General features: G+C 45.7%; 15 protein-coding genes. 3 read left to right on the top strand and 12 right to left on the bottom strand.

The window, feature by feature from the left end; all coding sequences use genetic code 11:
- The first annotated feature begins 378 nt into the window (after window positions 1-378).
- On the top strand, window positions 379-2,919 hold the full coding sequence (locus A8140_RS12195) for an Ig-like domain-containing protein (RefSeq protein WP_005529383.1): 2,541 nt from the start codon (window positions 379-381) through the stop codon (window positions 2,917-2,919).
- Window positions 2,920-2,995: 76 nt separating this feature from the next.
- Here the strand turns inward: A8140_RS12195 and A8140_RS12200 are convergent, their stop codons facing one another.
- Together A8140_RS12200 and A8140_RS12205 are read right to left on the bottom strand one after the other, a co-directional pair.
- Complete coding sequence (locus A8140_RS12200) at window positions 2,996-3,739, bottom strand: YggN family protein (protein ID WP_005529384.1); 744 nt, start codon at window positions 3,737-3,739, stop codon at window positions 2,996-2,998.
- Between the two features lie 59 nt (window positions 3,740-3,798).
- Window positions 3,799-4,278, bottom strand: coding sequence for a GreA/GreB family elongation factor (locus A8140_RS12205; RefSeq protein ID WP_005529385.1), 480 nt, complete (start codon window positions 4,276-4,278; stop codon window positions 3,799-3,801).
- 76 nt (window positions 4,279-4,354) lie between these two features.
- On the opposite strand from A8140_RS12205, the gene A8140_RS12210 reads away from it, so the two are divergent.
- Window positions 4,355-6,280, top strand: coding sequence for a RecQ family ATP-dependent DNA helicase (locus A8140_RS12210; protein WP_005529386.1), 1,926 nt, complete (start codon window positions 4,355-4,357; stop codon window positions 6,278-6,280).
- On the opposite strand, the gene dinB is transcribed toward A8140_RS12210, so the two are convergent.
- A complete protein-coding gene (gene dinB, locus A8140_RS12215; protein WP_029388858.1) occupies window positions 6,277-7,341 on the bottom strand; it encodes a DNA polymerase IV in 1,065 nt (354 codons plus the stop codon). The two genes, A8140_RS12210 and dinB, sit on opposite strands and share 4 nt — an antisense overlap.
- 176 nt (window positions 7,342-7,517) lie before the next feature.
- Here dinB and A8140_RS12220 point away from each other — a divergent pair, with 176 nt between their 5' ends.
- On the top strand, window positions 7,518-8,732 hold the full coding sequence (locus A8140_RS12220) for a diguanylate cyclase (RefSeq protein ID WP_005529388.1): 1,215 nt from the start codon (window positions 7,518-7,520) through the stop codon (window positions 8,730-8,732).
- 72 nt (window positions 8,733-8,804) lie between these two features.
- Here the strand turns inward: A8140_RS12220 and nqrM are convergent, their stop codons facing one another.
- From nqrM to bolA, 9 genes are all read right to left on the bottom strand, one after another.
- The gene (gene nqrM, locus A8140_RS12225; protein ID WP_005529389.1) at window positions 8,805-9,038 is read right to left on the bottom strand and encodes a (Na+)-NQR maturation NqrM; all 234 of its coding nucleotides are present in this window, start codon (window positions 9,036-9,038) and stop codon (window positions 8,805-8,807) included.
- Between the two features lie 22 nt (window positions 9,039-9,060).
- A complete protein-coding gene (locus A8140_RS12230; protein WP_005529390.1) occupies window positions 9,061-10,065 on the bottom strand; it encodes an FAD:protein FMN transferase in 1,005 nt (334 codons plus the stop codon).
- Between the two features lie 154 nt (window positions 10,066-10,219).
- Window positions 10,220-11,443, bottom strand: a complete 1,224-nt coding sequence (gene nqrF / locus A8140_RS12235) for an NADH:ubiquinone reductase (Na(+)-transporting) subunit F (protein WP_005529391.1) — start codon at window positions 11,441-11,443, stop codon at window positions 10,220-10,222.
- A 33-nt stretch (window positions 11,444-11,476) separates the two neighbouring features.
- Window positions 11,477-12,073: an NADH:ubiquinone reductase (Na(+)-transporting) subunit E gene (nqrE, locus tag A8140_RS12240; RefSeq protein ID WP_005529392.1), complete on the bottom strand. Its 597-nt coding sequence runs from the start codon at window positions 12,071-12,073 to the stop codon at window positions 11,477-11,479.
- Window positions 12,074-12,080: 7 nt separating this feature from the next.
- Entirely contained in the window at window positions 12,081-12,713 is a 633-nt protein-coding gene (locus A8140_RS12245; protein WP_005529393.1) for an NADH:ubiquinone reductase (Na(+)-transporting) subunit D, read from the bottom strand.
- Window positions 12,713-13,498, bottom strand: a complete 786-nt coding sequence (locus A8140_RS12250) for a Na(+)-translocating NADH-quinone reductase subunit C (RefSeq protein WP_005529394.1) — start codon at window positions 13,496-13,498, stop codon at window positions 12,713-12,715. Before A8140_RS12250 ends, A8140_RS12245 begins: the two co-directional genes overlap by 1 nt.
- Window positions 13,488-14,732 carry an NADH:ubiquinone reductase (Na(+)-transporting) subunit B gene (locus tag A8140_RS12255; RefSeq protein ID WP_005529396.1) on the bottom strand — a complete coding sequence of 415 codons (1,245 nt, stop codon included), beginning with the start codon at window positions 14,730-14,732 and terminating at the stop codon, window positions 13,488-13,490. Before A8140_RS12255 ends, A8140_RS12250 begins: the two co-directional genes overlap by 11 nt.
- Before the next feature lie 5 nt (window positions 14,733-14,737).
- A complete protein-coding gene (locus tag A8140_RS12260; protein WP_005529398.1) occupies window positions 14,738-16,078 on the bottom strand; it encodes a Na(+)-translocating NADH-quinone reductase subunit A in 1,341 nt (446 codons plus the stop codon).
- Between the two features lie 470 nt (window positions 16,079-16,548).
- Window positions 16,549-16,857, bottom strand: a complete 309-nt coding sequence (bolA, locus tag A8140_RS12265; protein WP_005529401.1) for a transcriptional regulator BolA — start codon at window positions 16,855-16,857, stop codon at window positions 16,549-16,551.
- Between the last annotated feature and the right edge of the window lie 75 nt (window positions 16,858-16,932).

Raw genomic sequence — 16,932 nt, forward strand, 5'->3', positions numbered from 1 at the left:
ACTAGCTGACTAGTACACTATAGCAATATCTTCTACTCAACAAGAGTGATTAGGTTAATTACTCGACAATTAGATCAATTAGCAGACATTCAGTTTGTAAATTTCCACGTACATCTCATATTCACCAAGTCTCCCATTCGCCCCTTTTGATGGATTTATAAATCAGCGTGAAGTGAGCCGAAAAATAATGAGCCGCGTTGTAAAGCACGAATAGTTCAGCGTGATTTCGTGTTGAAAAGTAAAAAAAATTGCTTCGATTTTTCCTCATCAGGTCTATTTATCAACTAGTTATCTAACTATACCCAAGTCATCTTGATGATACTTGGGGATGTATTTGTTCATGTTCTTTCGAACATCGAGTAACTCAAGGAGAGAAAAATGAAGGTCACGCTACTGCATGGTGCGGTCGTTGCAGCACTCAGTGTCAGCTACCAAGCTCAAGCCTACAATTGCCAAGATTTATCGGTCTGGGATAGTTCCATCGTTTATAATTCTGACGATCAAGTACAAACTAAAGGCGCCGCGTATGAGGCAGCTTATTGGACGCAAGGCAATGATCCGGTCAATAACTCGGGGCCATGGGAAGCATGGAAAGGTCTTGGACAATGTGATGGTAGTGGTACAAACCTACCTCCGACGGTGTCCTTCTCTTCTCCTGCAGATAATGCGCAAATTCCAGAAGGCAGCGTGATCACTTTATTGGCGAACGCAACTGACGAAGATGGTCAGGTCGCTCAAGTAGAATTCCTTGCTGGTAACCAGACCGTTGCTGTTGTTACCCAATCCCCTTTCCAAGCGGAATGGACAGCGGTAGAAGGTGTCTCTCAGTTAACAGCTATCGCCACCGACAATGAAGGTGCGATCACCACAACCATCGTGTCTATCTTCGTTCAACCGCAAACCGAATTACCACCTCCAACCGTATCTCTCACGAGCCCAACAGCTACAGAAACGCCAAGTGTAGGTGACACTATTTCGGTAACAGCCGATGCAGCAGACAGCGATGGCTTAGTCACGCAAGTTGAGTTTTTCGTAAACAACCAGTCCGTTGCTGTCGATACTTCGGCTCCATATGAATACATCTGGACTGCAGCAGTTGGAACTCACACCTTTAAAGCACAGGCGACCGACGATTCAAATCTATCGACCATGAGCCAAGAAGTCTCTCTCGTCGTCAACGATTCAAGCTCTGGAGGCTGTGCAGACGCAGTGCCTTACGTTGCCGGCAACCGCTATGAAGCTGGTGCGCTCGTCTCCAACCTAAACCAGAAATATCGTTGTGATGTTGCGGGGTGGTGTTCTTCTGATGCAGCCTGGGCTTATGAGCCGGGAGAAGGTTTGTACTGGCAAGATGCATGGACAGGCCTAGGTGCATGTTCGACGCCGCCTCAAGTGGCTATTACCGCACCGAGCGAAGGACAAGTATTACTCGCAGGCGACAACGTTGAAGTGTCCGCAGATGCCAGCGATGCAGACGGTAGTGTGGCTCAAGTAGAGTTCTTCGCAAATGGCACCAGTTTAGGTGTGGTTGCTCGAGCACCATATTCCGTTCTATGGAATGCAACGCTAGTTGGCGCGAATCAACTAAAAGCCGTTGCCACAGACAACGATAACAACACGTCCGAGTCAGTCGTTAACGTGACGGTGAGTGACCAAGACTTGGTGATCTCATTGACGTCACCGAGTGCAGGTCAAACCGTCGGTTTAGGTAAGAATCTCGTTCTAAGCGCAGATGCAACTTCACTAACCTCTGGCGTGAAACACGTAGACTTTATGGTGAACGGAGCAATTGTCGCAACCGACACAACCGCACCTTACTCAGCGAACTGGACACCTGCCGCGATTGGTAGCTTTACGGTAAGCGCTCAAGCCACTGATCTTGCAGGCACAACAGCGCTTTCTGATGCCGCTTCGATTACCGTTGTTGAACAAACTGAGAAACGTCATAAGTTGATTGGTTACTGGCACAACTTCGTGAACGGTGCAGGCTGTCCTATCCGCCTCGCTGACATGTCTGATGCATGGGATGTGATTGATATTGCCTTTGCCGAAAACGACCGCAACAGCGATGGTACCGTGCATTTCAACTTGTACTCTGGCGATATCTACAGTGATTGTCCTGCGCTAGACCCAACTCAATTCAAGCAAGACATGGCCGCACTGCAAGCTAAAGGTAAGAAGTTCGTTCTGTCTCTTGGTGGCGCAGAAGGCACAATCACGCTCAACACAGACCAAGATGAAGCAAACTTTGTATCGAGCCTGACCGCATTGATTGCCGAATGGGGCTTCGATGGTTTGGATGTGGACCTAGAAAGTGGCTCTAATCTGCTCCATGGTTCGCAAATCCAAGCACGTTTAGGTGGTGCTTTGTTGCAAATCGAGCAAAACATGGGCGGCGATATGTACCTAACCATGGCGCCAGAGCACCCTTACGTACAAGGTGGCTACATTGCTTACAGCGGAATTTGGGGAGCGTATATTCCCGTGATTAACGAGACACGCAGTACTCTCGACCTTCTACACGTTCAGCTATACAACAACGGCGGCCTGCCAAATCCATACATGCCTGGCTCGGCTCCAGAAGGGTCTGTGGATATGATGGTGGCACAGTCTAAGATGCTGATTGAGGGTTTTGAATTGGCAGACGGCACCATGTTTGAACCACTGCGTGATGACCAAGTGGCGATTGGTTTGCCATCCGGTCCGAGCTCCGCTAACTCAGGCCAGGCTCCAACTCAGAACATTCTAGACGCGCTAGACTGTCTGACCAAAGGCATCTCATGTGGCACAGTGAAACCAGCATTCAACCACCCGAATTACGCAGGTGTGATGACATGGTCAATCAACTGGGATGAACATGATGGCTTTAACTTCTCTAAGCCAGTGGGTGACAAATTGACTCAGATGAATGCGCAATAATCCGCGTAGATTCTGAATAGCACCAAAGTAAAAAGAGCGCCTTGATAGGCGCTCTTTGTTGTTTGTGCTTCACAAATTAAATGGTGAAGACTTGGTAATCTTTTAGCTCGGGGATCTTCTTCAGCAGATCTTGTTCTTCAACCGCCATATCATCCAGAGATTCACACAAGTCTTCCGCTTGTTTTTCTACGTCTTCCGAGTGTTCTGCTAAGCGTTCTTGAACCTTAGCTTGCAGTTCGGTCATGCTTTCAGACAGTGCGGTTAAGTTCAAGCCGCCGTCTTCTTTCATTTTGGCAGACAACGCATCAAACGCGCTGATTAGGAATTCTTTGTTAAAGATTTCTTGTGCTTTTTCGAAGTCTTGTGACCATGATTCAGTCATCGAATCAAAACTATCAGCAGGTAGAATAAAATCACCGTCTTTGTAGTAACGGGCTTCTACATCAGCAAAGAAGTCTTTTACTGCGACTTTCACGTTATCAAATGAATCTGGTGCATCAAGGCTAACCGCGATGTCATCTATAATATCGTTTGCCAATGCTAAGCCATCACTTGCCAACTGTTTTGCTTGCGGAATGTAAGCATTCATCTTCTCGCGGTAATTCTCGATTGCCGCTTTCTGATCATCATCAAGCTCGATCAGCTCGCCTCTGATAAACAGGTTATTGTCTTCGTCGACGACCGCTTTTTCACCATTGGTATGCACGATTTCTAAGTTCTGACCATCCATACGAACTTCGTTGTTAATATCGACGCGACACTGGGCTGCATAGCCACTGGCGCTGATGGTCAACAATGAGAGTGTGAGCAGTTTCTTCATTACTTTCTCTTTTTCATGGTTATTCTGTTTAACTATAACAAGCAACTATGGATAAGATGTCAGCAAACCGTCACGACTTCATAACAAGTTGTTTTATCGCCAATTTTCACATCAATGTCTTCCCCTTCTTCTTTGCCGACCAAAGCACAACCAAGGGGGGATTTCGGCGTGAGAACAAACACTTCTTTGCCTTGCCAACCAACGGTCAGTCCACCGGAGCAAGGGCCAATAAAGAAGGCTTTTTCAACATCATTCTCGTCGACTAATTCCACATAAGCACCAACCGCGATACGTGCATCAACAAAATCACGCAACACAAGAGTGCGGTACTGGCGAAGCTCTTCTTCACTCTCTTGTACACGCATTGCTTGCCCGTGTGCCAGATAGGATGCCTCAAGTGCTAATGTGTCGTACTTGTGCTCAGGTACGGTCTCTTCATCCGTCGCAGCGTCAATGGCTCTTTGCGTCGAGGCGTGAGCAACGTGCAGTTTGTCTTCGAGTTGTTTAATGATTATTTGGACTAAATCGGCTTTGTTCATACTTTTAGGACGCGCGTTAGGCACTCAGGGTGTGTTAATGTAATCCAGTTTATCATCAAACCAAGGTTTCCCTATTATGCAAAGTGACTCGCTTCAGCAAACGCTTCAATCCGTGTTCGGGTTTGACTCATTAAGATCCGGCCAACAGCCGGTGATTGAAGCAGTAATGAACGGACACTCAGCCGCAGCCATCTTCCCAACTGGCTCAGGGAAATCGCTTTGCTACCAACTTCCTGCTACCCAGTTACCACATCTGACATTGGTGATTTCACCGCTTCTTGCGCTGATGAAAGATCAACTTAGTTTCTTACAAGGCAGAGGCATTGCTGCGGCATCTATCGACAGTAGCCAAAGTCGTAAAGAAACCCAACAGGTGATGGCTGGCGTAAAGAATGGACATATCAAGATTTTGATGATCTCGGTAGAGCGACTCAAGAACGAACGTTTTCGCGAGTTCATTCGTCAAATCCCACTTTCTCTCATGGTGGTTGATGAAGCGCACTGTATCTCGGAGTGGGGTCATAACTTCCGTCCAGACTACCTTAAACTGCCGCAATACCAGCGTGAACTGAATATCCCTCAAACCCTCTTGCTGACCGCAACCGCTACGCCAGCAGTTATCGAGGACATGCAAAGTAAGTTTGATATCGCTAGCGAGAACGTTACCGTTACCGGTTTCTATCGCTCTAATCTCGATATCTCGGTGGTGCCTTGCGAGGAAGAAAATAAGCAAACACAGCTGAATGACATCATTGCTGCGGCCCCTAAACTGCCGAGTATCGTGTACGTAACTCAGCAGCAAACCGCGGAGCAAGTAGCCAGCTCATTAATTCGTTTAGGCATCAATGCTCACGCTTATCATGCGGGTATGAAGAGCGATATTCGAGAGAAAATCCAACAGCAGTTTATGGACTCGCAAATCGACTGTATTGTCGCCACAATCGCGTTTGGTATGGGAGTAGATAAATCCGACATTCGTCGTGTTATTCACTTCGATTTACCGAAATCTATCGAAAACTACGCACAAGAAATCGGGCGCGCTGGACGAGATGGGCAACGTTCGGAGTGTATTCTTTTGGGGAACACCTCTGGCTTAACAGTATTAGAGAACTTTGTTTACGGTGACACACCAGAGCCAAGCTCAATCAATTATGTATTAGAACAAATTCGCGAGAACACACCTCAGTGGGAAGTGATGGCGCTGCGCTTATCTCGCGACAGCAATATTCGTCAACTGCCACTGAAGACCTCATTGGTTTACTTAGAGCTGGCAAAAGTGATTGAAGCCAAATACAGCTATTTCGCGGAATATCGCTTCAAGTTCTTACAAGACCAGTCTTTCATCCTCAATCAGTTCCAAGGCGAACGACGTCAGTTTGTTGAAGCTATTTTTGCTTGTTCAACCAAAGCGAAAGTTTGGTGCCAAGTGGATTTAGAAGCCTTGTGGATGAACTATCAATCTGAGCGTAGCCGCGTGGTTGCGGCGCTTGATTACTTCCACCAAAACGGTTGGATTGAATTAGAAAGCAAGCAACTCACGGATGTGTATTCGGTTCTCCCTGCGACTCAAAATCAAGAAGTGATTTCTCAGCATTTGGTTGAGCTGTTCCAATCCAAAGAACAAAAAGACATTGAACGAATTCATACTATGTTGGATCTGTTCCAATCATCGGACTGCTTGAGCCATCAATTAGCGCATTACTTTGCTGATCACAATGCACCGACGCAATGTGGTCACTGCTCAGTATGTCGTGGACAAATCGCTTCGTTCCCTCAGCCACAACAAGAGCAACCTGAGTTGACTCACCTATCCGCTTGGGTTGATGAGTTTGTTCAGCTTTCACCAACGGCGATTAGCAATGCCGCCGTAGCTCGCTTCCTGTGTGGGATCAGCACGCCAATCATTGCTCAGCTTAAAGCTAGCAAACTGCGAGGCTATGGCTCAATGGCGAATGTCTCTTTTGAACAGGTTCTAAAGCAGGTTGAGTTAGCACGAGCTTAAAAGAAGCTCAATTGGCGTGCTTGTTGTTCAGGCTTGAGCATCACACTCAAGCCTAACAGCCTTATTTCTCGGCCGTTTTGGCGCTTAAGAATATCTCTCAGCAGCACTTTGAAATCTTCAAGCTCCAGCTGAGGGTGAATGTGCTCAATCGTTGTGAGTTGAAAATCAGCAAACTTGAGCTTGATACCCTGCTTAATGATCGACTTATCCGGGCTGGCTTTCTCTAAACGTCTCTCTAGTTCAGGGAAGAGCTTATCTTCGATCACCTGCCAGCACTCATCATAAGTAGCAATGTTTTCGCTAAACGTACGCTCTACCCCAACCGATTTACGTTCGCGTTCCACCACCACTTCGCGGTCATCAATACCATGGCTGCGCTTCCACAATGAAGCGCCTTGGCGCCCAAATTGGCGCAACAACTCACGGTAATCACTGTTTTTTATGTCTTCACATAGATAGAAGCCAGCTTGGTGCAGCTTCTCCAAACTCACTTTGCCAACACCTGGGATCTTTTCCAAAGGCAATTTATCGACTACCTCTTGGACTTTATCGGGTGGAATCACAAACTGGCCATTGGGCTTGTTCATGTCTGAAGCAACTTTGGCAAGAAACTTAATTGGCGCAATACCTGCCGATGCCGTTAGCCCCAACTCCGTATGTATGTCGCGACGAATCGATTCTGCGATTAGGGTGGCAGAGCCTCGACAGGCAGTGGAGTCCGTTACATCAAGGTATGCCTCATCAAGGGACAGCGGCTCAATGAGCTGAGTGTATCGTTCGAAGATAGCTCGGATCTGTTGAGAAACTTGCTTGTACACATGCATTCGCCCCGGAACGACAAGTAAGTTAGGGCAAATCTGGAGCGCACGCGCTGTTGGCATTGCACTGCGCACACCAAACTTACGCGCTTCATAGTTGCACGTACTGATCACGCCTCGCTGCTTCTCATGACCACCTACAGCAAGTGCAACACCACGATAGCTTGGGTTATCACGCATCTCTACCGCGGCATAAAAGCAGTCCATATCCACGTGAATAATTTTTCTGACTCGCTCAATCACGTTTTGCACACAAAAAACACTGTTTAAAAAAACAGTATAGCGATAAATAGACACATTGGAAATAGTGTTATCTGCTATCAGAGATCAAGAATTTTTCATAGCATTTAAATTGCGTTTCATTATTATTGATACTTATAACACTAAAGTTGATTTATACACCAAAGTAGGGAAACTTTTTGAGTAATAAAATACTGGTCGTCGAAGACAGCCGTGCCTTTAAAAACTACTTACAGCAGCTGTTAAACCAAGCAGGTTATGAGGTACTCACTGCAGAAAACTATGGTGAAGCCCAATCGATTTTAGCAACTCAACCAGAATTGCTTTGTGCCGTTCTCGACTATTGCCTGCCCGACGCACAAGATGGCGAAATTATCGACTTGGTACTTTCCCACCAGCAAAAAGTCATCGTGCTGACGGCTATGTTTCAAGATGATGCTCGCGAAAAAATGTTAGCCAAAGGTGTCCTCGATTACATCTTAAAGGACAGTATGGCGTCGGTATCCTACCTACTTCCACTCCTCAAACGATTAACGAACAATCAACACCATAAGTGTTTGGTGGTCGATGATTCAATGACGGTTCGTCGCCATGTGGTTCAACTACTAGAGCACCAGTATATACAAACACTTCAGGCTGAAGATGGCCAACAAGCCATTAAGCTAATCGAGCAGAATCCAGATATTACGTTGGTGCTGACTGATCACGATATGCCAGTAAAAAACGGCATTACCATGATTCGCGAGTTACGCCAGAAATTAGATAAGAACCAACTCGCTATTCTTGGTATCTCAGGCAGTGACGATCGCACAATGACCGCTCGCTTTCTCAAAGCAGGTGCGAATGACTTTCTGTATAAGCCTTTCAATCAAGAAGAGTTCTTCTGCCGAGTTCATCAAATCTTGGACATGAAGGAAGCAACAACAGAGCTGTTTAGAATGGCGAACCAAGATGCTCTCACAGGCTTGTGGAATAGACGTTTCTTGTTTGGGCAAGCATGTAGCGGCTGCGAAAAACGTAATATCGCGATGTTGGATATCGACTTTTTCAAGAAAGTGAACGATAACTACGGGCATGGTGGCGGTGATGCTGCACTTGTGATGGTGGCAAATATCTTGAAGGTCTATTTCCCAGGCGATGTAATTGCTCGCTTTGGCGGGGAAGAGTTTTGTATTCAAGCCAGTGGCTGTTATGACGACTTCGTCACCCGATTGGAGCAGATGCGCCAGCGTGTTGAAAAAACACCAATCCCTTATCAGAACAATAGCATCCAAGTAACCATAAGTATTGGTGTATCGAGTGTTGAAGGAAACCTTGATCAACAGATTAAAGTGGCTGATGACCGTTTATATCAAGCGAAAGAAAGTGGTCGAAACCAGACTATCTACCAATAGCGCCCTGTTTCTCGATTACAAAAAACAAAACCCAGCCGCTGGCTGGGTTTTTTCATTCTGACTATAGCTCAATTAAGCAATACGGTCTTTTTCCCACGCAGCTAGCTTTTCAGCGCGCAGTGCTTCACGTGCCTCACGCTTTTTACGTGCATCACATGGTTCTGGGCAGTTACATACTTTGTCAATACCAACCGCACCAAGGCCGCCGCAGCTACCTTTTACGACCTTCTTTTGGAAGATGTAACCCACTGCCATCGCTGCAATTACCGCAACAAAGACAGCAAAAGTAATTAGAAATGTACTCATAAGGACATGCTCACTTTTGTTGTTATTTCTTCATGAACGGCTTGTATGCTTCCGAAGCCAGCTCTTTAAAACCATCATCCGTTTTCACGATCATGAAAACAGGAATGTTGTTCTCGTTCGCGATTTCCATGCCTTTGTCTTGACCTAGAACCATAAGCCCAGTTGCAAGACCATCAGCCGTCATCGACGATTTATCCAGTACCGTTACAGACACCACTTTATGATGGATTGGTTTGCCTGTTTGCGGATTGATGATGTGAGAGTATCGCACACCATTGCTCTCAAAGTAATTACGATAGTCACCACTTGTTGCAATTGCCATGTCGCCAGGCTCAATAATTTCTTGAATTGAGCGCTCATCAACAGTCGGCTTTTCAATGGCAATACGCCATGGCACACCTTCACGGTTAATGCCTTTCAAACGCATTTCACCGCCAACTTCTACCATGTAGTTGTGAATGCCTTGTGATTGTAGGTAATCCGCAACCACATCAACACCCCAACCTTTTGCGATAGTCGATAGGTCAACGTACAAGTTTGGAATGTCTTTCGACATTTTATTGCCTTCAACCGAAAGATGGTGAATACCTGTGTTTGCTTTACGAGCTGATAGCTCTTCATCTGTCGGAACCACATCTGGACGAGCTTCTGGACCAAAGCCCCAAAGATTCACCAGTGGACCAACGGTTACGTCTAGTGCGCCTAGAGTAAGACCGTTCAAGCGAATCGCTTCTTTCACTACCGTTGCCGTTTGCGGTGATACTTCAAATGGCTCACTGGTCTGGTGTTGGTTAAAACGGCTAAGCTCTGAATCTTCACGGTAAGTCGACATCTGATCGTTCACTTCTTCAAGTAGGCGATCGATTTCTGTTTGCAAAACTTCAGGCGATGGCAGGCCATCTTGCTCGATGTATTTAATGTTGTATGTGGTACCCATTGTTGGGCCACTTAAATGAACTTGATCTGCAGGCTGTTCACAACCAGCTAGAACCAATAGAGAAGCGAATGCAACAAGCCACTTTTTCACTTGTTTACTCCTATTGTCGTTAAATTGATATGGAAAATGGGTTCTCTCAAGACAAACCGATTTCCTATAGCAACTGTTGAATATGGTTTTTATTTCTACAAAAAATAATGGCTAGCTCTTAAAGAGCTAGCCATAGATTCAATCACTTGGGGGATTAACCACCGAAGTCATCTAGAAGGATGTTTTCATCCTCTACACCTAGATCTTTCAGCATGCCGATTACAGCAGCGTTCATCATAGGTGGACCACACATGTAGTATTCACAGTCTTCTGGCGCTTCGTGATCACGTAGGTAGTTCTCGTAAAGAACGTTGTGAATGAAGCCAGTGTAACCATCCCAGTTATCTTCTGGAAGTGGATCAGACAGTGCACAGTGCCATACGAAGTTATCGTTCTCAGCCGCTAAGCCATCGAAGTCTTCTACGTAGAACATTTCACGCTTAGAACGTGCACCGTACCAGAATGACATCTTACGCTTAGAGTGCAGACGTTTCAGCTGGTCGAAGATATGAGAACGCATTGGAGCCATACCTGCACCACCACCAACGAATACCATCTCAGCGTCAGTATCTTTCGCGAAGAACTCACCGAATGGACCAGAGATCGTACACTTGTCGCCTTCTTTTAGAGACCAGATGAACGATGACATGATACCAGGTGCAACGTCTGGGTTATTTGGCGGCGGAGTTGCGATACGAACGTTAAGCATGATGATACCGTGCTCTTCTGGGTAGTTAGCCATAGAGTATGCACGAATTGTCTCTTCATTAACTTTAGACTCGTAGCGGAATAGGTTGAACTTCTCCCAATCCTCACGGTATTCCTCAGGAATATCGTAATCCGCGTATTTAACGTGGTGAGCTGGCGCTTCAATCTGTATGTAACCACCAGCACGGAAAGGTACTGATTCGCCATCTGGGATTTGTAGCTTAAGCTCTTTGATGAATGTTGCTTTGTTATCGTTAGAGATAACTGTACATTCCCACTTCTTAACGCCGAAGATTTCTTCAGGAAGTTCGATGTCCATGTCAGTTTTCATTGCAACCTGACACGCTAGACGCTCACCTTCACGCGCTTCACCTTTAGTAATGTGGTCAAGCTCGGTAGGTAGAATGTCACCACCACCTGATTTAACTTTTACGCGACACTGACCACAAGAGCCACCGCCACCACAAGCAGAAGATACGAATACGCCAGCGCCCGCTAGCGCAGATAGTAACTTGCCACCTGGTTGTGTAACGATCGCCAGTGATGGGTCATCGTTCACAGAAATTGTAATGTCACCTGTTGGTACAAGCTTAGACTTAGCGAAAAGAATCACTAGTACTAGCGCAAGTACGATCAGAGTAAACATCACTACACCAAGAATAATGTCCATTGACTATTCCTTAATTGTTGCGGCTTACCCGACTTACAGTTGAACACCAGAGAAAGACATAAAGCCTAACGCCATTAGACCTACAGTGATAAACGTGATGCCTAGACCACGTAGACCAGGAGGTACATCTGAGTACTTCATCTTCTCACGGATACCTGCAAGAGCGACGATCGCTAACATCCAGCCTACACCAGAGCCGAAACCGTAAACGATCGATTCCGCGAAGTTGTAATCGCGAGTTACCATGAAAGATACGCCACCGAAAATCGCACAGTTAACTGTGATCAGCGGTAGGAAGATGCCAAGCGCGTTGTACAAAGGTGGGAAGAAACGGTCAAGAACCATCTCTAGGATTTGTACTAATGCAGCGATAACACCGATAAACGCGATAAAGTTAAGGAAGCTTAAGTCAACACCCTCGACCAACGCATTCTCTTTGAGAATGTGAGTGTAAACAAGGTTGTTCACAGGAACTGCGATAGTTAACACTACCACTACCGCAACACCTAGGCCGAAGGAAGTCTTTACTTTCTTAGATACGGCAAGGAAAGTACACATACCTAAAAAGAAAGACAAAGCCATGTTTTCGATAAAAATCGATTTAACCAACAAGCTAATGTAATGTTCCATAATGCTCTTACTCCTTAGCTTCTACTTGCTCTGGCTTGAACGTACGAATTGCCCAAATCAGGAAACCAATCAAGAAGAATGCCGATGGTGCAAGTAGCATTAGGCCGTTTGGCTGATACCAACCGCCATTGCTCACCAAAGGAAGTACTTCCATGCCGAATATCTTGCCTGAGCCTAAAAGCTCACGAAAGAAACCAACAGTGATTAGTACGAAGCCGTAGCCAAGACCATTACCAATACCATCAATAAATGAAGGGATCGGTGGCGACTTCATCGCAAATGCCTCAGCACGACCCATTACGATACAGTTCGTGATGATTAGACCTACGAATACCGATAGCTGCTTTGAAACATCGTATAGGTAAGCCTTAAGCACTTGGTCTACCACAATTACTAATGAAGCAATGATTGCCATCTGAACGATGATACGCACACTGTTAGGAATGTGGTTACGGATAAGAGAAACGAAAAAGTTAGATAAAGCAGTAACAAACATTACTGCGATAGTCATAACGAATGCTGTTTCCAGCTTTGTAGTTACTGCAAGAGCAGAACATACACCAAGAACTTGCAGCGCAATTGGGTTGTTATCCAATACTGGCGCCATAATGCTCTTTTTGATGTTTTGTGCACTAGACATTAGTTCAGTTCTCCGTCACGAACTTTTGCTAAGAAAGGACCAAAGCCCATATCACCTAACCAAAAGTCAAATGTATGCTGAACACCGTTACTTGTAAGTGTTGCACCAGACAGGCCATCAACACCATGTTCAGAACCTTCTGGAGCACCACCTTTAACAACTTCAATTGCTGGTTTGTGGTTCTCGTCGAAGAGTTTCTTACCAACGAATTGAGCTCGCCATGCTGGATTTTCTACTTCACCACCAAGTCCAGGAGTTTCACCTTGCTCGTAGTAAGTAATGCCAGAAACAGTGTTACCGTCAGTTTCAACCGCAACGAATGCATACATCATTGACCATAGGCCGTTACCGTGAACTGGGATGATAACTTTAGAAATATCATCACCGTTTTTCACTAGGTAAACGATACCTGTGTTAGCACGACGTAGGATCTTAGCTTTGTCTTCATCAGCCGTTAGCTTGATAGACTCTGCTGGATCCTTCGCTGCTTTACGTTGGTCGTAGTTAGCTGCTGTAGAGCCGTCTTCAGCCTTCTCTACAAAATCACCAGTTTTGAAGTCAACTAGACGAGGTTCGATGTACTCAGCAAAAAGCTCAGGAACTTTCTTACCTTCAGCGTCGATACCCGCAACTTCTACAATCTTTGATTGCTTATCTAGTACAGCGTTAGCTTTTTGCTGGTCACGCAGACCTACTGCTGCTGTTGATACGATGATTGAACAAACAAGGCTCAACCCGACAACAACACCCAGCGTCTTTTTAATGCTGTCGTTATTACTTGCCATAGCGTGCTAGTCTCCGCTTGATGTTCTTCTCGATAACTACATGGTCGAACAGAGGTGCGAATAGGTTCGCGAATAGAATCGCCAGCATCATACCTTCTGGGTAAGCTGGGTTAACTACACGGATCATCACACACATTGCACCGATTAGGATGCCGTACCACCACTTAGCGCCGTTAGTAAATGACGCCGATACTGGATCTGTTGCCATAAAGAACATACCGAATGCAAAACCACCTAGTACTAGGTGCCAGTGCCATGGCATGTTGAACATTGGGTTGGTGTCAGAACCGATCACGTTGAATAGTGTCGATACTGCAATCATACCGATCATTACACCTGCGATGATGCGCCATGAAGCGATTCGCATGTAAACGATCATCGCTGCACCGATCATTAGAGCAAGCGTTGATACTTCACCAATTGAGCCAGGGATGTTACCGATGAATGCATCCATCCAAGTGATAGGAGCGCCAGTGACGTTGTTGATCAATGCGCCGCTACCGCCGTGAGCCCACTGGCTAAGAGCAGTTGCACCAGAGAAGCCGTCAGCCGCAGTCCATACTACGTCACCCGAGATTTGCGCTGGGTAAGCGAAGAATAGGAAAGCACGACCTGCAAGAGCAGGGTTCAGGAAGTTACGGCCTGTACCACCGAAGATCTCTTTAGCTACAACAACACCGAATGTAATACCCAGTGCCGCTTGCCATAGAGGTAGCGTTGGTGGAACGATAAGTGCGAATAGAATAGAAGTTACAAAGAAACCTTCGTTAACTTCGTGCTTACGCACCATACAGAAAAGCACTTCCCAGAAACCACCAACAATAAAGACTGTTGCGTAGATTGGTAGGAAGTAGGTCGCCCCCAGTAGCATCTTACTGCCAACGCCCGCTTCTGCACCGATGGTGCCGCCAAACATCTCTGTTAGCCAGTAGTGCCAGTTACCTGAGATAACTGTCGCTAGTTGTTCACCAGCGTACATATGGTTAAGTGCTGCAATAGCTTGACCACCCGCGTTGTACATCCCCCAGAACATTGCTGGGAATACGGCTAGCCAAACCATGATCATGATACGTTTTAGGTCAACGCTATCACGAACATGCGCGCTTTTTTTTGTAATTAGACCAGGTGTGTAGAAAACAGTTGCGACTGCTTCATAAAGAGCAAACCACTTTTCGTGTTTACCGCCCGGTTCAAAGTGATGCTCGATGTCTTCAAGATACTTTTTAAGAGCCATGGAAATTACCCTTCCTTCTCGATCTTATCTAGGCATTCACGAAGTAGTTCACCGTACTCGTATTTACCCGGACAAACAAAAGTACACAATGCTACGTCTTCTTCGTCTAGCTCTAACGCACCTAGTGCAACTGCACTGTCTGTATCGCCTGCGCATAGATCACGAAGTAGCAAAGTCGGTTCCATATCCAGAGGCATAATACGCTCGTAGTTACCAATTGGAACCATGGAACGATCACTGCCATTGGTCGTTGTTGTCATATTGAACAATTGGCCTTTGAAGATGTGACCAAGGAATGAGCGAGTAACAGAGAACTTGTTCTTTCCAGGCATAGCCCAGCCGAAAAGCTCTTTCTCGCGGCCTTCACGCAGCACAGAAACTTGCACGTGATAACGACCCAAGTACCCGTGAGGACCAATAGCTTGAGTGCCAGTTAATACTGAGCCAGAAATCACACGAACTTCGCCAGGCATCAACTCGTTGTCAGTTAGGTCTTCAAGAGAAGCACCTACAACTGTACGAAGAAGACGTGGGTTGTTCACAACAGGACCAGCTAGAGACACAACACGATCAGTGTAAAGCTCACCCGTTAGGAAAAGCTGACCGAACGCGATAACGTCTTGGTAGTTGATGCTCCATGCCACATTGTCTGCATTCACTGGGTATAGGAAATGCATGTGGGTGCCAGCAAGACCTGCTGGGTGAGGGCCATCGAAGACGTGTTCTTCTACGTTTGACTGAGAAGAGCGTGGCAAGCTAGTGCCAGACTTACATACGTAAACCTTGCCTTCTGTCAGGGCTGAAAGAATGTCTAGACCTGCAACGAATGCTTCTTGTTGTTCATTGATGATCAACTCAGGCTGTGCTGCTAGTGGATTAGTATCCATCGCAGTTACGAAAATAGCCTTAGTAGCAGACTCGATTGCTGGAACCTTGCTGAACGGACGAGTACGTAAAGCGGTCCAAAGGCCAGATTCAACCAATTGAGTCTTGATCACTTCGCGATCTAGACCTGCTAGTTGAGCTGCTTCGAACTTATCAAACGTAACCTGCTCTTCGCCTGCCACTTCAATCACTACTGATTGAAGTACACGCTTAGCGCCACGGTTAATTTCGATCACTTTACCGGCTGCTGGAGCAGTGAACTTCACGCCAGGGTTCTTTTTGTCTTCAAAAAGAACTTGCGCTTTTTTCACTTCATCGCCAACGCGGACATGCATGGTAGGACGCATGCCAACGTACTCTTCGCCAAGCAAGGCGACTTTTTTGATGGTCTTACCATCATTAATCACCTGGGATGGAGCTCCTGCGATAGGAAGATCCAAGCCCTTCTTTATTGTAATCATACGCACTTGCACTACTTTTATCGGGAAAAAGATTCTTTTGATTGCGTAACTTTTAGACACGACATCAGTGTCCGGTTTTGATGCTGTTTAAAACATCAAAATCGCAACATCCTATTAATTATCTCGTCACAAATATTAGGCGAGATTTATCAGGTGCCGTAGTCTAGCATTTTTTGGGAACTTGATGCCATGACCAATATTGGGAAAGGAAGGTTTATTTCGGTAGAACGAGCTGTAAAAAGTTAAAGAATAGTCATAAGTTTGACCGAACGCACAAATGCCAAAGCCCATAAATTAGCTATGGAAATAGGACATTTGTACGTTTGAAATATGCATTAATTTTACTAATTTATTGAACACTTTTTGATACATTATTTAACTTTTATTTGTACCAAATTTTTGTCCTTGAAAGATGTAAAACAAAAAAGATGGCTGAAACCATCTTTTTAAATCATTGTTGTAATCGCTTCCTAGCGACCGCCACCCATACACATAGGGCTATCTGGCGCACCATCTTGTTCTTGTTGCCACTCTTCATTGGTATAAGTGTGAATCGCCAAGGCATGGATGTGATTCTCAAGCTCATCCGCCAGTACAGTGTGTACCTGACGGTGACGTCCAATGAGGCGCTGACCAGTAAATGCATCGCTGACCACAATCACTTTGAAATGGCTCTCAGAGCCAGGCGGAACATTGTGCATATAACTCTCATTGATCACTTTTAAAAAATTAGGTTGCAGCTCACTGTGCAGTTTCGTTTCTATGATTTCTTGGATCATATTTAGTCCTCATTAATACTAATCAGGTAAGTATATACTCTAGTTCAGCAAATGAAATCAACGAAACGTCCCTGC

Origin of the sequence: Vibrio campbellii CAIM 519 = NBRC 15631 = ATCC 25920, assembly GCF_002163755.1 — a bacterium.
In the GTDB taxonomy this organism is placed as follows: Bacteria; Pseudomonadota; Gammaproteobacteria; order Enterobacterales; family Vibrionaceae; genus Vibrio; species Vibrio campbellii.